The organism is Cobetia sp. L2A1, from assembly GCF_009796845.1.
Classification (GTDB): Bacteria; Pseudomonadota; Gammaproteobacteria; order Pseudomonadales; family Halomonadaceae; genus Cobetia.
Genome location: NZ_CP047025.1, coordinates 1,671,605 through 1,689,606 on the forward strand (window position 1 = coordinate 1,671,605; position 18,002 = coordinate 1,689,606).

The following is an 18,002-nucleotide window of genomic DNA, read 5'->3' on the forward strand; positions in this document are numbered from 1 at the left end:
GAGGGCTATACGGCCTTGTCATCTGCTTTCACGACATAACGTCATGATGTGAATCATGGCAGCGAGGGACATCATCATGTGTGGGATCGTAGGCCTATATCTCAAGAATCCAGCATTGGAGTCGCGCCTGGGCGAGCTGTTCGAGCCCATGTTGATCTCGATGACGGACCGCGGCCCGGACAGCGCCGGCTTTGCCATCTATGGCGATGAATATGATGCTGGCATCAAGCTGACGCTGCAAAGCGATGCTCCAGCAGAAGACTGGAGCCTGATTGCCAGCGGACTGGGCGAGCAAGTAGGGACAGTGGCGGACTGGTTCAGCAATGCCAGTGTCGCGGTCTTCAAGCTCGAGGGTGAAGAAGGTGCCGTGCGCGAATGGCTGACGATGAATGCGCCCCAGATTCGCGTACTCAGCGTTGGGCAGAGCATCGAGATTCTCAAGGCCGTCGGCCTGCCAGCACATATCGCCAGCCTTTATGGCCTCAAGAACATGAAGGGCAGCCACATCATCGGGCATACCCGTATGGCGACCGAAAGCGCCGTGACGCTACAGGGGAGTCATCCGTTCTCCACCGGTCGTGATCTGTGCCTGGTGCATAACGGCTCGCTGTCCAATCACAATTGGCTGCGCACCAAGCTCAAGCGTGAAGGCATCAGCTTCGAGACCGACAATGATTCCGAAGTGGCGGCAGGTTACCTGACCTGGCGTCTGGAGCAGGGCGACAGTCTGGAAGCCGCACTTAACGGTGCCCTCAAGGACCTGGACGGCTTCTTCACCTTTGCCATCGGTACCCGTGATGGCTTTGCCGTGGTGCGCGACCCGATCGCCTGCAAGCCTGCCGTGATCGCCGAGACGGATGATTACGTGGCCATGGCCTCTGAATATCGTGCCCTGGCCAGTCTGCCGGGCATCAAGGACGCCCGTGTCTGGGAGCCAGAGCCGGGAAGAATCTATTTATGGGAACGTGAAACGTCCCGTACGGAGGCCGCGTAAATGATGAAGACTCATGACTTGGCCACCACTGGATTACGCGAACTCAATCAGTCATTGCATGATGCACAGATACTTTCCAGTGCGCGTGAATGGCGAGTGACCAATCCTGATGGTGCACACAATATTGCCTGTGGCATCAATGAAGATATCAGTGTCGATATCGATGGGCATGCCGGCTACTACTGCGCAGGCATGAACCAGAAAGCTAACATTACCATTCATGGCAATACCGGAGTTGGTGTCGCCGAGAACATGATGTCAGGTTGCGTTCGCGTCAAGGGTGATGCCTCGCAATCAGCGGGTGCCACCGCGCATGGCGGCCTGTTGGTGATCGAGGGCAATGCCGCGGCACGCTGTGGCATCTCGATGAAGGGGGTCGATATCGTCGTCAAGGGCAGTATTGGTGCGATGAGTGCTTTCATGGGCCAGGCAGGTCGCATGGTGGTGTGTGGTGATGCAGGCGAGGGGCTGGGAGATTCCCTGTATGAGGCGCGTCTCTACGTGAAAGGCACGGTCGCATCTCTTGGCGCTGACTGTATCGCCAAGGAAATGCGCACCGAGCACCTGGAGGAATTGGGTGAATTGCTGGCGAGCGCCGGCATTGACGAAGATCCGGCCAGTTTCACGCGCTTTGGATCCGCGCGTCAGCTCTATCACTTCAAGGTCGACAACGCCTCAGCCTACTGATCAGGATGCCCAACATGACTGACGAAACTCAAACACAGCCCTACAACCCGGCACTGCGGGAATCCGCCACCTTTGGCCGCGATGTCATTCACGAGATTCAGCGTGCGGCAGAGACCGGCATCTATGATATTCGTGGCTGGGGCGCCAAGCGCAAGGTGCCACACTTTGATGACCTGCTATTCCTTGGGGCCAGCATGTCGCGCTACCCACTGGAAGGCTATCGCGAGAAGTGCGAGACCGAAGTCGTGCTGGGTACGCGTCACGCCAAGAAGCCCATCGTCATCAGTACACCGGTCACCATTGCCGGCATGAGTTTCGGTGCACTCTCCGCGCAGGCCAAGGAAGCGCTGGGACGAGGAGCCTCGGAAGTCGGCACCTCGACGACCACTGGTGATGGCGGCATGACGCCGGAAGAGCGTGGCCAGTCCTCACGTCTCGTCTATCAATATCTGCCGTCACGTTACGGCATGAATCCGGATGACCTGCGCAAGGCGGATGCCATTGAAATCGTGCTTGGCCAAGGTGCCAAGCCGGGCGGTGGTGGCATGTTGCTGGGCCAGAAGATCTCCGAACGCGTCGCGGGCATGCGCACGCTACCGCAGGGGATTGATCAGCGTAGTGCCTGTCGTCACCCGGACTGGACCGGCCCGGATGACCTGGCGATCAAGATTGCCGAGCTACGCGAGATCACCGATTGGCAGGTGCCGATCTACGTCAAGATTGGGGCGACGCGTACCTACTACGACGTCAAGCTGGCGGTGAAGGCAGGCGCGGATGTCATTGTGCTGGATGGCATGCAGGGCGGGACGGCAGCGACTCAGGATGTCTTTATTGAACACGTCGGCATCCCGACCATGGCGGCGATTCCGCAGGCCACTCAGGCACTCCAGGAGATGGGGCTGCACCGTGAGGTTCAGCTGATCGTGTCTGGTGGCATTCGCAACGGCGCTGATGTGGCCAAGGCGATTGCGCTAGGGGCAGACGCCGTGGCGATCGGTACCGCCGCGCTGATCGCGCTGGGCGATAACCATCCGCGTTATGCCGAGGAGTATCAGAAGCTGGGCTCCGCTGCAGGCTTCTACGATGACTTCCAGGATGGCAAGTGCCCGGCGGGTATCTCGACCCAGGATCCGGAACTCAGCAAGCGACTTGATCCGGTGGCTGCCGGCAAGCGTCTGGCCAATTATCTGCGCGTGCTGACGCTGGAAGCACAGACATTGGCCCGCGCCTGTGGCAAGTCTCACCTGCATCACCTGGAGCCGGAAGATCTGGTTGCCCTCAATGTGGAAGCCGCCGCCATGGCGCGTGTCCCGCTGGCAGGCACTACCTGGATTCCGGGTCAGTCGGGCTACTGATCTTTCGTTATTCATCGTGCCAGCTGGTGGTTCCTCGTCATTCTTCGTGAAATATTGGATATCATGACAGGGAATGATGGTGGGATATCTGAAGCGTTCCACTTCTGGTGGGACGCTTTTTTCATGCTTGAAAGGAAGTGGTGAAGGAAAGTGTTTTCGAGAATATTACGTGAATAAATATCAATGATGCATTGAGTTTTATGCTAGATGATGGCGATTATTATGTGCTTGAATGTCGAGATAAATGACGATTTACTTGAGAGTTCCAATCTGGTGATTATGGACTATTCCATGACATTTTTTGATGTCTTTTGGTGCGAATCATGACGAATAGTTGACTTCATTGGTGAAGATATGGCGTCAGGCGTATCTTGCGCCTTGCAAGACAGTATCTTTGCTTTTTTTGGCATGAATTCTGCTCTTTGAATGAGATGAAAAGGGATGTCAGGCATCTTCGGTTGACTGACATCACGACAAGAACACTCTCTCGGAGCAGGGTCGTCTCATGAAAAGCCCGCAACCTATTTCTGTCACTACCGGGATTCGCAGTCGCCAGCATTATCCTTGCATTGAGGCTTTGCCTTCTGCCCAGCGTTATCTGGTGGTCAGTCAGGCTCCTGTGCCCGGCATGGCGCAAGCCGCAGTCGAACAGCTCGAGCAGCTTGGCCAGCGTGTCAGAGTCTTGCTGGACCGTCGCGTAGGCGCTGAGGCGTCAGTTCTCGCCGCGCTGTCTGAGGTTCCATCTGACAAGGCAACTGGGGTGACTGGTGCCTGGCTCGAGATTCCCGAATCTGTTCTCACCACGCAAAGCCGTGATGAGGAGGCCGGATCACGACACGTACTAAGTGACGCAATCAATCACGTAGGCGCGTCGGGTTGTCTCATCGCCATCGGCAGCGAGCACTTCGTATGGCAGATCGCACAGCAAGGTCAGCAACGGGGGCTGGTACAGGACGACATCCTGATGCTGCCGGTCGCCGCCTGCGGACGGCACCTGTTCTGTGTGCACTGCCAGCATGTGACTGCCAACGTGCACCATACGCCTGCGACTTGCGGCGGTTGCGGCATGTCGCTGGAAGTTCGAGATCACTTTTCCAAGCGTCTGGGGGGCTACATGGGCGTGCGCGTCGATGCCGAAGCCCCGGGCGAACTGCCAGAGACACAGGAGGTAGCGCCATGTCTCGCTTCATGAAGGCGCGCATCGCGGCAGTGGGTCAGATCAGCACCACTGTTCGCCGCTTGACCTTGGTACCTGCCGAGTCGGGGCAGTCATTTACCCCATTCTCGCCCGGCAGTCATATCGTGTTGGGCATCCCCGGTGAGGGGCGGACCTGTCGCAATGCCTATTCATTGATCAGTGCGCCAGATGACTCATCGCAGTACTGCATTGCCGTGCGTCGTCAGCCGCTGTCGCGGGGTGGCTCGGAAGCCATTCATTCGCGCATCAAGGTGGGAGATGTGCTGGAGATGAGTGCGCCGGCCAATCTTTTCCTGCCTCAGTGGCAGGCCCGCCATCATCTGATGCTGGCCGGTGGCATCGGTATCACGCCGTTTCTGTCGTATCTGCCGGAACTGGAGCGGCGAGGTGCCAGCTGGGAGCTGCATCTGCGCAGCCAGGATCTCGACGCGGTCAGATTCCCTGAAGCTGCCGCGCACGTCGCCAGTGGTGGCATCACTCAGTATCGGCTCGAACGCCCCAATCTAGCAGCGTTGTTGTCACGCCAACCCGCCGGAACCCACGTCTATATCTGCGGCCCACAAGGCATGATCGATGCCGTGCATGCGGCAGCGGCAGCGCTCCATTGGAGCTCGGCCCGTGTGCATCACGAAGTGTTTGCCGCCCCGGCGCCGGGTATGCCGTTCACGGCCGTGGCGCGCAACAGTGGTGTTGAGGTGGCAGTCGAGGCTGATGAATCATTGCTGGAAGCCCTCGAGCGTAGCGGTGTCGAGACGACGAGCCTGTGTCGTGGCGGTGTCTGTGGTCAGTGTCGGGTCGAGTTGCTGGATGGCGAGGCGGAACATCGCGATGCCTTCCTGAACGATCAGGAGCGCGCCAGTCAGCGTTGCATCATGCCCTGCGTTTCACGCGCTCGCAGCGCCAGTCTGGTGCTGGATCTCTGAACACACCTCTTGCGGTGGATGGATACTCAAGGAGCAGAACAATGCAGTTTGCACCCCGTGATGATCAGGCTTTCCATGGTCAATTTACCTTCAAGAATTCAGCGCACGCCATCAAGCGCTTCCCGTTTCCGTTTCCGGAAGATGAGTATCGTTATTCAGTCAATATCGAGCCGCATGCCTTGCCAGGCAAGTCGGGTTCCATCACCGAGCACATGCTGGATATCGATGAGCATTATCTGAGCGAGACCGCCGAGCGGGCACGTGTGCTGGACAGTGACCCCAAGCGTTGCCTGGTGATGCCACACATGCAGCCCGCAGCGTGGGATTTTCTCGAATTCGTGATGACGTATTACGCCAGGGATTACCCCGAGTCCTTCAGTTTCGAACGCCAGGGTGATGACTGTCACTGGCGCAACCATCTTCTGGGGCTGGAGCAGTCCTTCCGCATGGGCGATGACACCACGCTGCCCATGGCGCCGCTGGACTATATCGGTCGTCAGGTACAGGGCGACATCGCGTTGCTGGATCAGCGTGACGGCGACCTCTTCATGGACGCCGGCATGATCACCTGCCCGGCGGACTGGTCACTGGCGTTTGATGCCGGCATGAGCTTTTCCCAATGGCATGGCCCGGTGCCACTGGCACACGAGATGGGCATCTTCGAGCGGGCACTGAAATACCTGTGTGCCATTCAAGTCGGTGGGCCAGTACATCGCCTCAACTGGACCATGACCATTCATCCGCGCATGGACAGTTCGCCAGAAACCTTCTCGGAGTGGGGCAGTGATCGCGCCACCATCACGCCGGACAATGCCGGACGCGATGTTCATCTGCGCGTCGAGCTGCAGACGCTGGTGCGCATGCCGCGGAGTCATGCGCTGTTCTTCGGCATTCGTACTTATTTGATCAACCTTGACGATCTCTGCACCAACCCCGTATGGCAGTCTCGTCTATTGAAGGTGTTGCATACGCTGCCGCCGGAGCTGATCGAGTACAAGGGACTGACACGTTATCTGCCCAGTGTGCTCGAGTGGCTGGAGCGGCGAGAGGCTGGCGTCGGTGCAAGCCAAGCGGAAAAGCAAAGTGCATGAGACGCGAATGAGAGGGGATGAGGCGGGAGTGAAGTGAGAGCGACACGAGCGCCAAACGGGAGTGACACGATAGCGACGCTCTCATCCGACAGCAGAGTCGACCGATAACAATAAAGAGGAATCGCGGGTGAATATTGACCTACTGCAACTCAGCTATGCGCTGGATACGTTCTACTTCCTGATGTGCACGGCACTGGTCATGTTCATGGCCTGTGGCTTTGCGATGCTGGAATCGGGGCTGGTGCGTTCCAAGAATACCGTCGAGATACTGACCAAGAACGCGCTGCTGTATGGCATCGCCTGTCTGGTGTTCCTGGTGGTGGGTTACAACGTGATGTACCCGGGCGACAATGCCATCAGCAGCGTGATTCCGGGCCTGTCGTTCATGCTCGGGGATGACAATACCTTGAGTGACATCAGCAGTGGTGAGGGGGCTGCCTATTACTCCAGCATGGCGGACTTCATCTTCCAGGCGGTGTTTGCTGCTGCGACGATGTCCATCGTTTCCGGTGCCGTGGCGGAGCGCATGCGCCTGTGGCCATTCCTGATCTTCGCGGTGGTGATGGTGGCTGTCATCTACCCGGTGGAAGGCTACTGGAAGTGGGGCGGTGGTTTCCTCGATCAGATGGGCTATCAGGACTTTGCCGGTTCGGTCGTGGTGCACATGGCGGGAGCATCAGCCGCGCTGGCAGCCGTGTTGCTGGTTGGTCCGCGCAAGGGTCGTTATGGTGCCAACGGACAGGTACGCGCCATTCCGGGCGCCAATCTGCCGATCGCCATGCTGGGCATGTTCATTCTGTGGATGGGCTGGTTCGGCTTCAATGGTGGCTCGATGCTCAAGATTGCCAGTCTCGAGGATGCCAACAGCGTGGCGAAGATCTTCGTCAACACCAATGCCGCTGCCTCGGCAGGCATGGTGGCGGCAGCATTGCTGTCACGCGCCATGTTCGGCAAGACTGACATGACCATGGTGATGAACGGTGCACTGGCGGGTCTGGTATCGATCACCGCGGAGCCGCTGCTACCGTCGGCTGGCCTGGCGGTACTGGTCGGGGCGGTGGGTGGCATCATCGTGGTGCTGTCGGTGGTGGGGCTGGATCGCCTCAAGATCGATGATCCGGTGGGTGCCATTTCCGTGCACGGTGCGGCGGGCCTATGGGGCATCATGGCGGTACTGTTCTCGAACCCTGACGCCACCTTCGGCATCCAGTTGCTGGGCACGCTGATCATCTTTGCCTGGATGTTTGCGGCTAGCTACGGCGCATTGCTGGTGATCAAGAAGGTCTGCGGTGGCCTGCGCGTCAGTGAAGAGGAAGAGATGGAAGGCATGGACATGCACGAGTGTGGCATGGGGGCGTATCCGGAATTCGTGACCATGACCTCGCCTGCACAAGGAAGTGGCAACGCTACCGGGAATGCCAAGGGAGCAGCCTCCCAGGTTTCCGGGGCGGCGCTGAAAGGCGCGATACGCTAAGCCTGTTCCAGCTCTCGTGAGGTAGAGCTGACCAACACAGAAAGGCCCGCCAACTGGCGGGCCTTTCTGTGTTCTTGTTAGAAAAGCTAGAAGCACTTTCGGATCGCTTCAGCTCAACGCATGGAATTGACGTTCCTGGCGTCCCTTGATCATGTTCATGGCTAGTACAGCAAAGGCTATTGTTGCTGCGACGACAATTACCCAAAAGGTATTCCCGACCAGTGCCAGTCCCGCGAGACTCAATAGAATCTTTTCGGTAAGCCCCAGGCGCGTGCTGAAGTAGCCAATATAGGCTGCTGAAAGCGACAGAATACATAGAATACCGCTGAACATGGCTAGCAGGAATTCACTCCAGGTGAAGTCAATGAACAGGAGACTGGGGGCATAAACGAACATCATTGGCACCAACGCCTTGCCCATCGACAATCGGAAAGCGGTAGTTCCTGTCCGCATTGGGTCCGATCCGGAAATGCTCGCTCCTGCGTAAGCTGCCAGCGCCACAGGAGGTGTCACATCTGCCAGCACGCCGTAATAGAAGATGAAAAAGTGGGACGCAAGCAGAGCGATACCGAACTCATCCAGCGCCGGCGCTACAATGGAGGCGAGTATGATGTAGGTAGGTGTTGTCGGAATGCCTGCGCCCATCAGAATGCAAGCGACCGCGACCAGCACCAAAGCAAAGAACAGAATGACGCCCGATTGATCTAGGAGCCCAAAAGGAACAATCGCTGAGAACCAGGTTCCGAGATCGGTGGCCAGTTCGATGACAGCGCCCGAAAACTTGAAACCCAGCCCTGTCAGGGTCGTAACACCCAGCAGGAAACCGACACAGGCGCAGGCGGCGGTGATGGCAATAGACTGCTTGGCGCCTTCTTCCAGACCTGCAATCAGACGGCGTGGTGTCAGTACGCTATCGCGATCCATGCGAATAAAGCCCAACGGTCGCATCACTAGCGGAATGTATGAACACAAGACCGTCAAGATGATGCCCCAGAAAGCTGCCAGGAAGGGTGTGAACTGCATCAATAGCAGCGTCACCATGACGACCAATGGAATCGTCTGATGCCAGTGGCGAGCCATGATGTCGCCGAACTTCGGAATGTCTTCACGTGGGATACCGACTAGCCCCAGTCGTTTCGACTCCAGATGTACCATGCTCAGTGCAGCGAAGTAATGGAAAGCGGCAGGGATGATAGCGACCAGTATCAGTTCGTTATAGGGAATGCCCAGCATTTCGGCCATTACGAAGGCGGAGGCGCCCATTATAGGCGGCGTGATCTGGCCGCCACAGGAAGATGCGGCCTCAGTGGCCGCTGCAAAACGGCCACTGAAGCCGTAGCGCATCATCATGGGAATGGTAAAGGCACCAGTCGTCACAGTATTGGCAACAGGTGATCCGGAAATCATGCCGAAGAAGCCTGACGAAACGACCGATACCTTGGCGGGTCCGCCGGTGTATCGACCTGCCAGTAAAGTGGCGAGTTCAATGAATAGCTGACCAAGTCCTGAGGCCTGTGCCAATACTCCAAACAGTACAAAGTGGAAGACGTAAGTGGCGACAACGCCAAGTGCGATGCCATAAATACCTTCCGTTCCCAGGTAAAGGTGCTCAATCAAGCGAACAATGTCATAGCCTCGATGGGCCAGTACGCCGGGGAGGTAGGGGCCTAGCAGTGCATAACATAGCGCCAGGACGGCGATGATCGACAGCGACTCGCCCATGGTGCGACGTGCCCCTTCAATGACCAACACGATGGCCAGCGTGCCTAGTACATAATCCATCGACTGTGGGAAGCCCACATTGACGATGAAGATCTGATCGAAGAACACCACAAGATAAGCTGAGAAAGCGACCCCGCCGACGGCGAGTAACCAGTCAATCCAGCTCGTGGTATTGCCACGACCACCGAGCGCCTTGAGAGGCAGCGCCGAGAGTCCGACCAGTAGGGCGAAAGCATAGACCACCGCGCTCAGTGTGACACCGAGCTGACTACCCAATGCCGAGACCATTTGATTTGCCAGTACAAGATAGAAGGCTGCATAACCAAGTCCCAATATCCATGAGGAAGTCGTACGCTTCGGGGTGGGCCGTGGGAATACAATGAATAGCAGACCCATGATGAATGCCATGTGCAGGCTACGATGTGAAATTTCGTTCAGTAGCCCGAAACCCGCCGTATAGATATGGAACAAGCTTAGTGTGACGCAGGCCAGCGTCACTCCATGCTTGAGAAATCCTGTCAAATGTCGAAAGTTGCTCTCGGCATCAAATTGCTTGATCAGGTCATCTACGTCCGGGCCTTGAGCTCCGGGAGATGAGTCGTCAGGCGCGGTATTGGGGGCACGCGACGGTGTCATTAGTGTGTCCTGTCATTATCATTTTGGTTGTTATTACCAATGTCATGGTCATCATCGCAGCTTGCGACGGGATACAGGAGTAATGCGGTATCCGGCCATTGATTGAGGTTCACGTGCTGACCATTACCAGTGAGACGATTGCGGAACCGGGCATCTGTATTGACGATTAAACGAGGGATAGGACGTGCCATGTGCAGCACGAACTCATCTTTATTCCGTGTGTAGCCTGTTGCATTCGGCTCGCCATCCATGGACGGCAGGCCTTGACCATGAGTGCGAAAACGCTCTGCTGTCTGGAGGATTTCGAGACTCTTGCTCAAGCGATACTCATCTGTGACGGGAGTCAGAGAGACGGAGTGAACAAAGCTCAAGTTGAACTTCCCATCCGAGGCAAGAGGCAAGCACTCACGAGGCTCCCCGCGATGAAAGTCGCTGATGGCGATTGCTTGTGCTGACGCGATCTGCGGTAGGCCTATCATGGCTGCCATTCCGGCAGCCATGATGCATACAAAGCGACACCCTATCGATATCACTCGATTAGACCTTTTTCACGATAGTAGCGCTCGGCACCCGGATGCAGCGGAATGGATACGGAGTCCAGTGCAGTTTTCAGAGTAATTTCCTTGCCCTTGACGTGTACCTTGGCTAGCGCATCAGTATTTTCATAAAGAGCTTTGGTCACTGCGTAAGCGATATCTTCTGGCAGATCAGCATGCGTTGCCCATATCGCGCGCACAGCGATGGTATTCACGTCCACATCGACACCTTTATAGGTGCCGGCTGGTAGGGTGAACGTCGTGTAATAGGGCTGGGCTTTTCGCAGTGCGTCGATGGCATCGCCTTCCAATGGAATGATGCTGACAGCATGCCCGTTGCTCAGTTCGACGATGGATGAAGTTGGCGTGCCGGCGGTGATGAGTGAGGCGCCGAGATTATTGTCCTTCAGCTTCTCTGCGGACTGGGTAAAGGAGGAGTAATCCTCTTTCACGTCGTCACGATTCATGCCGTAAGCATCCAGCAGGTCACCTAGCAACTGCCATTGGCCAGATCCCGGCGAACCTGAGCTGACGCTTTGGCCTTTCAGATCGGCAAAGGTCTTGAACTCTGGTTGCGCAACCAGCTGGACTGTTTCCGGATAAAGTGCACCAAGCGCGCGTAGATTGCCGAGCTTCTTGCCTTCAAACTGACCACTGCCGTGATAGGCAGCATCAAGAACATCGGCAGCAATGAAGGCGGATTCGATTCCCTTGCGTCCTAGCAAAGCAGCATTGGCTACTGAGGCATTACCCGTTTCAGCCGTCGCAGATAGAGCACGATCGCCATCAAGCTTGGCCGTCTCGGTAATGGTCTGCGCCAACATGCCGCCTAATGGATAGTAAGTACCGCCAGTACCTCCGGTAGCAATTCCGAAGAAGACTCGTTCCTCGGCATGAACGACACCGGTGGATAACATGCCACCCAACATGACAGAGAGTGCAGCAACCTTAAATGTCTTGCGCATTATTATTGTTCCTAGCAGTTCGCTGCTGTTAGTCCAGCAGCATGATGGATGCCAGCACGGCTGCCGTGCGGGCGGTAGTTTGCTGTTGGTCGTGGTGAGGGTTTAGTTCGACGACTTCCACCAGCGGTAGGCCAAAACGACATGCTCTTGCATGGAGTTTTACGTCCTGAATCAGAGTTTCGATAATACTTAGCGCAACCCCACGACTGGCCGGAGCACTGACGCCGGGTGCCTGATAATGTGGCAGTACGTCAAGGTCTAATGTCAGATAGAGCACATCTTTATCGATACAAAAATTGGCCAGTTGCTGGCGTGCTTGCTCGAGAGCCATGGCATTCATGGCATCTCCTGAAAGCTGCCGGTCTTCAATGACAAGTGCGCCAATATCATCAGCTCGCTGACGTAGTCCACGAGTATTGGCTTCAGCGGCCATACCAAGGCAGCAATACTCAAAAGGCTGCTTACGCTCAGCTAGAAAGTCAGCGATCTGACGGAAGGGTGTACCGGATGTGCCATGTGTGTCCGGGTTCAGGCGTAGATCAAGGTGCGCATCCAGATTGATGATGCCCAATCTCGGAGGGCTCTCAAGGTCGTTTTTCTGTTGAAGACATTCGAGTCGTTTCCACAGTCCTTGAAAACTGCCCCAGGCAGTTTCATGGCCGCCGCCTATCACGAGTAAACGAGTATGTGTTGCAAGTGCTTGGCTGACATGTGAGGCAAGATGTGCTTGAGCGTCAGCGAGATACACACCTAGCGTTTCTCTTGTGAATTCTTCCGAAAACGTTTGATGCTCATCCATCGGATCCATCATCGATGGTGCCGCTATATTGCCGTAATCACATACGCGGAGGGCGTTATCTATCGGCCAGGCTAGGTTGGCGAGTTGACGTCGCAAAGCCTTTGGACCATCCGCGGCGCCGGCACGTCCTTGATTGCGTATTACGCCCAGATCACAAGCAAATCCCAACAATGCATAGGCACACTGTCCTAACACCCGAGATTCAATGCTCGGGTGATAAGACATGACCTGATGATGCCAGCGCTTGCTCAAGGCTGAAGGCTCACCGGTATCATCTCGTCCTTTCCAATGCGGCGCGGGAGTCTGGCAGACCATGTTGAAAGCTCGTGAAGTTTGTAAGTCATTGATAAAACCACAGGTACGTCAGACTAACAATCATAAAATATGCGGTTTTATTCAGATATAAATTAATAGGTTTACCTGCGATTTTAAGTAATTTTTTATCGAAGAAAGATGCGACTGACTATGAGCAGGTAAGACACTTTCAATAAACGTGATTGAATCAAGTTATTGCCAGGTAAATTATTTTTACGTACTGACACTGACTGGCGTGGTAGTGGATGAGAGTGTGCAGAGTTGCGGCGATGAACTCATTGAAATGACAGCGCCTCTTCTGTAAATGCACCTGTGTCTCTTGTGCAGAGACGAGGGTGCATCTTAAAGATTCGAGAGACGGTGGTGAGGAGAGTCAACGGCGGTGCAAGCTGCCCAGCTCATGATTGATGTGGCGTGCGCAATCCAGCAGCGCACCTCGCAGCAGCGGCAGTCTGCGCTCATCATTCATCATGCCATCAGGGCCTGATAGGTTGATGGCACCGACAAGGTGGCCCGTATGGTCATGAAGTCCCGTCGCGATGGCAGTGGCATAATCGGAGCGGCTCTCGACCCAGCCCTGGGTGCGTGCTTCGTCAATGGCCTCCTTCAAGGCGGGCAGATTCTGTGGCGCGGGGGGCGGATAATCATCCAGCCGCGTCTGGCGGTACAGCTGCTGAAGGCCATCGTCATCGAGTGCCGTGAGCAGGATCCGCCCCATGGCGCTGACGTGGCAGGGCAAACGTGAGCCGATAGGGATATTGACGGACATGCGCTGAGCCGCGAATGCACGATACAGATAGATGGCATCCGTCCCTTCGCGAATGCTCAGGTGGCAGGACAGCGTGGTCTGGTCGCGGAGATTATCCAGATGGGGCGCCACGACATCCACGACATCGCGGCTGGCGAGATAGCTGAACCCGAGCGTAATGACTTGCGGGCCGAGTTCGTAGGTATTGCGGGCAATTTTCTTCAGATATCCCATGTCCGTCAGTGTCGTGACAATGCGATAGATGGCCGAGTTGGTGGCGCCCAGCTCATCCGCAAAGTCGTTGGTGGTCAGTACCTTTCGGCTGGTACTGAACATCTCGAGAATCTTGAGGCCACGAAACAGGGCCGGCACGATGTAATCATTTTCGCGTGATGCGGTCACCGAGAGTGCTGGCTCACTGGTGACGGCAGCCGCGGTATCTTGCCCCGGAGAGCGTGAGGTGTGTGACTCTGACATGCCTGATTCCTTATGCAACGTGGCGGAAGGCAGTTGTTACAAACGCTACCCCCTCACGCCGTACCGGCGTGAGGGGGGGATAGCTGATTCGATGGGCGGCAAGCGCTAGGGCTCAGTGAGGCAGCAGCAGGGTGGTGGCTGTCACTTTCTGGCCCTGATATTCCTGCATGGCATCGATCAACACTCCCCACATGTAGTGGCTGGAGGCGATGTCAAAAAGCAGGTGGAAGCAGGGGCACTCGAGACTTCCCACGTTGACGACGATGGTATTGGTCCGTGCCACCGACGTCTGCGCAACGCTACCCGGGGGGAAGGCTTCACTGCGCAGATCCACCCCACATAGCTTGGCCATCAGCGCTGGTACTGTAGTGCCTTTCACGCTGAACCAGGCGTGGGAATCGCGACGTGGCAACGAGTGGACACGTTGTCCGTCGGCCAGCGCGATATCCGCTTGCTCGATCAGTGGCAGATCACCGGCACCTTGGTCGTCACTCATCGTGGGAGAGAGTTGCAGGAATTCACCTACGGACAGGCGCACCAACCAGCTGCCATCCTGCTGTGCCACGGCCGTATTGGGCAACATGGGGGCCTGCCAGTTCAGCGCGGCGAGAAAATCTGTCGCGTCGCGCCCACGAATGCCGGCGCGGGCCAGAGCGCTGAGATCTGCCAGGATGCAGCGCCCGATATCGTTTGAGGGCTGCTCGGTCGTCAGTCGCGACGGTTCCGGTTGCGTCAGGCTGGCGGGCAGAGGGCAGCGCGCGAGTGCTTTGGTCACATCGGCCATCGGCATATTGATCGTGGTTGTCATGTCACATCTCCTGGCGAGCGGCGGGCGCATCATAGAAAGGGAGTTTGACCACTTCGGCCTCTACCAATACATCACCACTGGTGCGAATCGTGATACGACTGCCCGGCGCTGACACGTCAGTGCCGACGTAAGCCAAGCCAATGATGGCATTCAGTGTCGAGGAGTATTCACACGACGTCACGTTGCCGGTGATGTCACCGCCGGGCTTGGCGGCATCGGCGCTCTGTTCGCCGCCCGTCAACACCAGATGGCCTTCCAGCGGCTGCGGGCTGTCCTTGGGCAGGCGGAAACCGACCAGTTTGCGGGTCTGCGGCTGTGCCGCGAGAATGTCGATCGCACGACGTCCGATGCAGAACGGTTTCTTGGCGCTGACGGCCCATTCCAGGCCAATCTCACCAGGATGGCTCATGCCATCGGTATCCTGACCCACGATGATATGGCCTTTTTCCAGGCGCAGCAGACGCTGCGCCTCGACGCCGAAGGGACGGATGCCCGCTTCCTTGCCTGCTGCCATCAAGAGGTCCCACAGCGCTTCACCGAAGCGACTCGGTACGTGGATCTCATAACCCAGCTCGCCGACGAAGCCAACGCGCAGCAGGCGTGCCGGAATACTCCCGACGTGTCCGCTGCGCAGCTCAAGATAGGGGAAGCCTTCAGGGCTGATATCGATATCGTCGCATACCTTGCTCAGCACCTCGCGGGCCTTGGGGCCGGCCAGATTCACGGCACAGTAAGCCGCAGTGACATTGGTGATGTCGACATCGAGTCGCCACTGGGCATTCCACTTCAGCATCTGCTGATAGACACGGTCCACACCGCTGGTGGTGGCGGTGACATAGAAATGTGCTTCGCCGAGACGGCATGACACGCCATCGTCGATGATCACGCCTTGCTCGCTGGCCATGGTGGCATAACGCGTTCGGCCCACCGGCTGCTTGAGGAAGGCGAAGGTGTAAATGCGGTTGAGAAGTTCGGCGGCGTCCGGGCCGCGCAGCTCGATTCCGCCCAGTGTCGAGACGTCGATCAGGCCCACGCCAGTGCGCACGGCTAGCGCTTCAGCCTGCATCGATGCGTTGCGATCTTCGGGGCGGCCATAGAAGGCCGGACGTGCCCAATGACCTGCCGGCATCATGCTGGCACCCAGTGCCAGATGGCGCTGGTGCATGGGCGTCTGACGGTACGGATCGAAACCGCGACCAGCCAGCAGGGACAATGATTCGGCCACGAAGGGCGGACGCGCCGTGGTCACGCCGGTCTCGCTGACCGTACGCTGGGTAGCTTCTGCCACCAGACGAGCCGCCGGTAGCGCAGAGTGTCGGCCCTGTGACGGCCCCATGCCCAGCGTGGAGAAGCGCTTGACCAGCTGAATATCGCGATAGCCGTGGCGCGTGGCATTGATGATGTCGCGAATCTGCAGATCTTCGTCGAGATCAACGAATTCCTTGCCTTTTGGATGCGCGAACAGCGGCCAGCCGTATTGGCGGAAGGCACACGAGGCGCTGACGGGAGCGATGTCAGCTGCAGTGCCGTTGAGCCCCGCGATCGCAATCTGTGCAGCACGCTTGCCATCGGCCATCACGTCATCGAGATGATAGAGCCCGTTGGCAGAGCCTGCGATATGCAGGTGCGCCGGCAGGCCACTCAGGCTGAAGCGTGCGTCATCATCCAGATAAGAGAGCTTGGCACCGGCCTGACAGGCCAGCTGATAGACCGGCATGTAGCCAGCCGTCATGCACACCAGGTCACAGTCGATCACTTCGCCCTCAGTGGCCAGCTCGCCGCGCGCGACGATGCGGCGAATGTCGACACCCGTGACGTGATGGAGGGATTTTTCCGCCCGTGCCTCGAAGATGGCGTGTTCAAGTTTGAGGGTGATGCCTGCCTGAGTCACCGTCGTGGCGAGTGTGGCATCATCAGGCAGGGCGCGCATGTCGAGCAGGGCGACGATGTTAACGCCTTGCTCCATCAGGTCCAGCGCGGCGAGATAGCCGTCGTCACTGCCGGTGATGACGACACCACGCTGGCCCGGGCGGACGCCGTAGTGACGCATCAGGCGCTGAGCAGCACTGGCGAGCATGATGCCCGGTAGATCGTTGTTGCGAAACACCACCGGCTGATCGAAGGCGCCACTGGCGAGAATGCATTCCTTGGCGCGCACCTTGTACAGGCGCTTGCCGCGAATCACGGGAAGATAGTTGTCAGTGAACCAGGCGTTGCAGGTTGCTTCGGTCATGACGTCGATGCGGGCATGCGCCGTGACGGCATCGTTCAGGATCTGCAGTGCCTGATCGGCCGCCAGGCCTGCGGCGTCAAAGCGCGCATAGGTCAATGCACCGCCCAGCAGGCGACCTTGTTCGACCAACAGTACGCTCGCACCACCGTCAGCGGCAGTCAGTGCAGCGGCCATGCCGGCTGGGCCTGCGCCTACCACCACGACATCGTGAAACAGATAGGCCTTGTCATGATAGTCAGGGCGCACGTCCAGATTGAGCGTGCCCAGCCCCGCCTTGCGGCGAATCAGCGGCTCCCAGTACTTCCAGACGCCCTTGGGCTTGTAGAAAGAGCGGTAGTAGAAGCCGACCGGCATGAATTTGGAAAGCTTGCCCAGTCGCATGTCGCGGTCATTGTCCAGGGTGCCATTGACGTTCTGGGCCGTGACGGTCAGGCCGCTTGTGATCTGGCGTTCATCGCCCAGCACATTGGGCTCATCCGGCAATTGCACCAGCGTGTTGGCATCCTGGCCGGCGAAGGTCAGCGCGCCGCGCGGACGGTGGTACTTGAAGGAGCGCGACAGCAGCCAACGGCCATTGGCTGCCAGGGCGCTGGCGATGGTATCGCCAGCGACGCCCTGATAGCTCACGCCATCGAAGCTGAAGGAGACCGGAGTGTCATGCTGGATCAGGCTACCCATGGGAGCCGGAAGGCGCGCGGCAGTAGTGACGGAAAGCGGAGCGTTCATGTGCGGTCTCCCACGGTGTCAGAGTGATTCATCGGGAAGTCGATTCGCTGCGTAAAGCGTTCTGACGGGTCATAGGTACGCAGAATCTCGTCAGTGACGGTATGGCGTTCAGCAATGAACCAGTAGCTGGAAGCTGCGTGCATCCACCATTCGATGACGACACCGGCCGTGTTGTCACTGAAGAAGACATAGTCGGCCCACTCACGATCACTGGTAGTGTCCGGGTCGGGCATCTCGGTGAGTTCACCGCCATACACGAATTCACTGATGTTGCGTGGCCCATTCAGCGGGCAGGGCATGATTTTCATCGCGGGG

At 57.5% G+C, this 18,002-nt stretch carries 15 protein-coding genes; 7 read left to right on the forward strand and 8 right to left on the reverse strand.

The features are described from left to right. Nucleotides 1–76 precede the first annotated feature (76 nt). From GQR90_RS07290 to amt, 7 genes are all read left to right on the forward strand, one after another. A complete protein-coding gene (locus GQR90_RS07290; RefSeq protein ID WP_158773517.1) occupies nucleotides 77–994 on the forward strand; it encodes a class II glutamine amidotransferase in 918 nt (305 codons plus the stop codon). Next, entirely contained in the window at nucleotides 995–1,681 is a 687-nt protein-coding gene (locus GQR90_RS07295) for a protein glxC (protein ID WP_233266473.1), read from the forward strand. Nucleotides 1,682–1,695: 14 nt separating this feature from the next. Continuing rightward, a complete protein-coding gene (locus GQR90_RS07300) occupies nucleotides 1,696–3,036 on the forward strand; it encodes an FMN-binding glutamate synthase family protein (RefSeq protein WP_158773518.1) in 1,341 nt (446 codons plus the stop codon). Nucleotides 3,037–3,541: 505 nt separating this feature from the next. Next, nucleotides 3,542–4,228 carry a dimethylamine monooxygenase subunit DmmA family protein gene (locus GQR90_RS07305; protein ID WP_158773519.1) on the forward strand — a complete coding sequence of 229 codons (687 nt, stop codon included), beginning with the start codon at nucleotides 3,542–3,544 and terminating at the stop codon, nucleotides 4,226–4,228. Continuing rightward, nucleotides 4,213–5,157: a PDR/VanB family oxidoreductase gene (locus GQR90_RS07310; RefSeq protein WP_158773520.1), complete on the forward strand. Its 945-nt coding sequence runs from the start codon at nucleotides 4,213–4,215 to the stop codon at nucleotides 5,155–5,157. The genes GQR90_RS07305 and GQR90_RS07310 overlap by 16 nt, the downstream gene beginning before the upstream one ends. Nucleotides 5,158–5,198: 41 nt before the next feature. After that, a complete protein-coding gene (locus GQR90_RS07315) occupies nucleotides 5,199–6,248 on the forward strand; it encodes a heme-dependent oxidative N-demethylase family protein (protein ID WP_158773521.1) in 1,050 nt (349 codons plus the stop codon). A 127-nt stretch (nucleotides 6,249–6,375) separates the two neighbouring features. Continuing rightward, the gene (amt, locus tag GQR90_RS07320; protein ID WP_158773522.1) at nucleotides 6,376–7,722 is read left to right on the forward strand and encodes an ammonium transporter; all 1,347 of its coding nucleotides are present in this window, start codon (nucleotides 6,376–6,378) and stop codon (nucleotides 7,720–7,722) included. A gap of 108 nt (nucleotides 7,723–7,830) precedes the next feature. On the opposite strand, the gene GQR90_RS07325 is transcribed toward amt, so the two are convergent. The 8 genes from GQR90_RS07325 to GQR90_RS07360 form a co-directional block, all read right to left on the reverse strand. Next, a complete protein-coding gene (locus GQR90_RS07325; RefSeq protein ID WP_158773523.1) occupies nucleotides 7,831–10,080 on the reverse strand; it encodes a TRAP transporter permease in 2,250 nt (749 codons plus the stop codon). Next, nucleotides 10,080–10,568 (reverse strand): DUF1850 domain-containing protein, encoded by a 489-nt coding sequence (locus GQR90_RS07330; protein ID WP_158773524.1) that lies wholly within the window; start codon nucleotides 10,566–10,568, stop codon nucleotides 10,080–10,082. Before GQR90_RS07330 ends, GQR90_RS07325 begins: the two co-directional genes overlap by 1 nt. Nucleotides 10,569–10,609: 41 nt before the next feature. Beyond that, nucleotides 10,610–11,581: a TAXI family TRAP transporter solute-binding subunit gene (locus tag GQR90_RS07335; protein WP_158773525.1), complete on the reverse strand. Its 972-nt coding sequence runs from the start codon at nucleotides 11,579–11,581 to the stop codon at nucleotides 10,610–10,612. Nucleotides 11,582–11,609: 28 nt separating this feature from the next. Then, nucleotides 11,610–12,695 carry a formimidoylglutamase gene (locus GQR90_RS07340; RefSeq protein ID WP_158773526.1) on the reverse strand — a complete coding sequence of 362 codons (1,086 nt, stop codon included), beginning with the start codon at nucleotides 12,693–12,695 and terminating at the stop codon, nucleotides 11,610–11,612. A 373-nt stretch (nucleotides 12,696–13,068) separates the two neighbouring features. After that, nucleotides 13,069–13,920, reverse strand: coding sequence for an IclR family transcriptional regulator (locus tag GQR90_RS07345; protein WP_158773527.1), 852 nt, complete (start codon nucleotides 13,918–13,920; stop codon nucleotides 13,069–13,071). Nucleotides 13,921–14,032: 112 nt separating this feature from the next. Beyond that, a complete protein-coding gene (locus tag GQR90_RS07350; protein WP_199269486.1) occupies nucleotides 14,033–14,728 on the reverse strand; it encodes a sarcosine oxidase in 696 nt (231 codons plus the stop codon). Nucleotide 14,729: 1 nt separating this feature from the next. Beyond that, nucleotides 14,730–17,687 (reverse strand): 2Fe-2S iron-sulfur cluster-binding protein, encoded by a 2,958-nt coding sequence (locus GQR90_RS17780; RefSeq protein WP_199269487.1) that lies wholly within the window; start codon nucleotides 17,685–17,687, stop codon nucleotides 14,730–14,732. Next, on the reverse strand, nucleotides 17,684–17,995 hold the full coding sequence (locus tag GQR90_RS07360) for a sarcosine oxidase subunit delta (RefSeq protein WP_158773528.1): 312 nt from the start codon (nucleotides 17,993–17,995) through the stop codon (nucleotides 17,684–17,686). The genes GQR90_RS17780 and GQR90_RS07360 overlap by 4 nt, the downstream gene beginning before the upstream one ends. Nucleotides 17,996–18,002: the final 7 nt, after the last annotated feature.

Coding starts and splice junctions, on each gene's coding strand:
- GQR90_RS07350 (WP_199269486.1), bottom strand. CDS start 14,728: ATGACAACCACGATCAATATGCCGATGGCCGATGTGACCAAAGCACTC.
- GQR90_RS07335 (WP_158773525.1), bottom strand. CDS start 11,581: ATGCGCAAGACATTTAAGGTTGCTGCACTCTCTGTCATGTTGGGTGGC.
- GQR90_RS07360 (WP_158773528.1), bottom strand. CDS start 17,995: ATGAAAATCATGCCCTGCCCGCTGAATGGGCCACGCAACATCAGTGAA.
- GQR90_RS07315 (WP_158773521.1), top strand. CDS start 5,199: ATGCAGTTTGCACCCCGTGATGATCAGGCTTTCCATGGTCAATTTACC.
- GQR90_RS07300 (WP_158773518.1), top strand. CDS start 1,696: ATGACTGACGAAACTCAAACACAGCCCTACAACCCGGCACTGCGGGAA.
- GQR90_RS07290 (WP_158773517.1), top strand. CDS start 77: ATGTGTGGGATCGTAGGCCTATATCTCAAGAATCCAGCATTGGAGTCG.
- GQR90_RS17780 (WP_199269487.1), bottom strand. CDS start 17,687: ATGAACGCTCCGCTTTCCGTCACTACTGCCGCGCGCCTTCCGGCTCCC.
- GQR90_RS07340 (WP_158773526.1), bottom strand. CDS start 12,695: ATGGTCTGCCAGACTCCCGCGCCGCATTGGAAAGGACGAGATGATACC.
- GQR90_RS07310 (WP_158773520.1), top strand. CDS start 4,213: ATGTCTCGCTTCATGAAGGCGCGCATCGCGGCAGTGGGTCAGATCAGC.
- GQR90_RS07325 (WP_158773523.1), bottom strand. CDS start 10,080: ATGACACCGTCGCGTGCCCCCAATACCGCGCCTGACGACTCATCTCCC.
- GQR90_RS07305 (WP_158773519.1), top strand. CDS start 3,542: ATGAAAAGCCCGCAACCTATTTCTGTCACTACCGGGATTCGCAGTCGC.
- GQR90_RS07345 (WP_158773527.1), bottom strand. CDS start 13,920: ATGTCAGAGTCACACACCTCACGCTCTCCGGGGCAAGATACCGCGGCT.
- GQR90_RS07295 (WP_233266473.1), top strand. CDS start 995: ATGATGAAGACTCATGACTTGGCCACCACTGGATTACGCGAACTCAAT.
- GQR90_RS07330 (WP_158773524.1), bottom strand. CDS start 10,568: ATGGCAGCCATGATAGGCCTACCGCAGATCGCGTCAGCACAAGCAATC.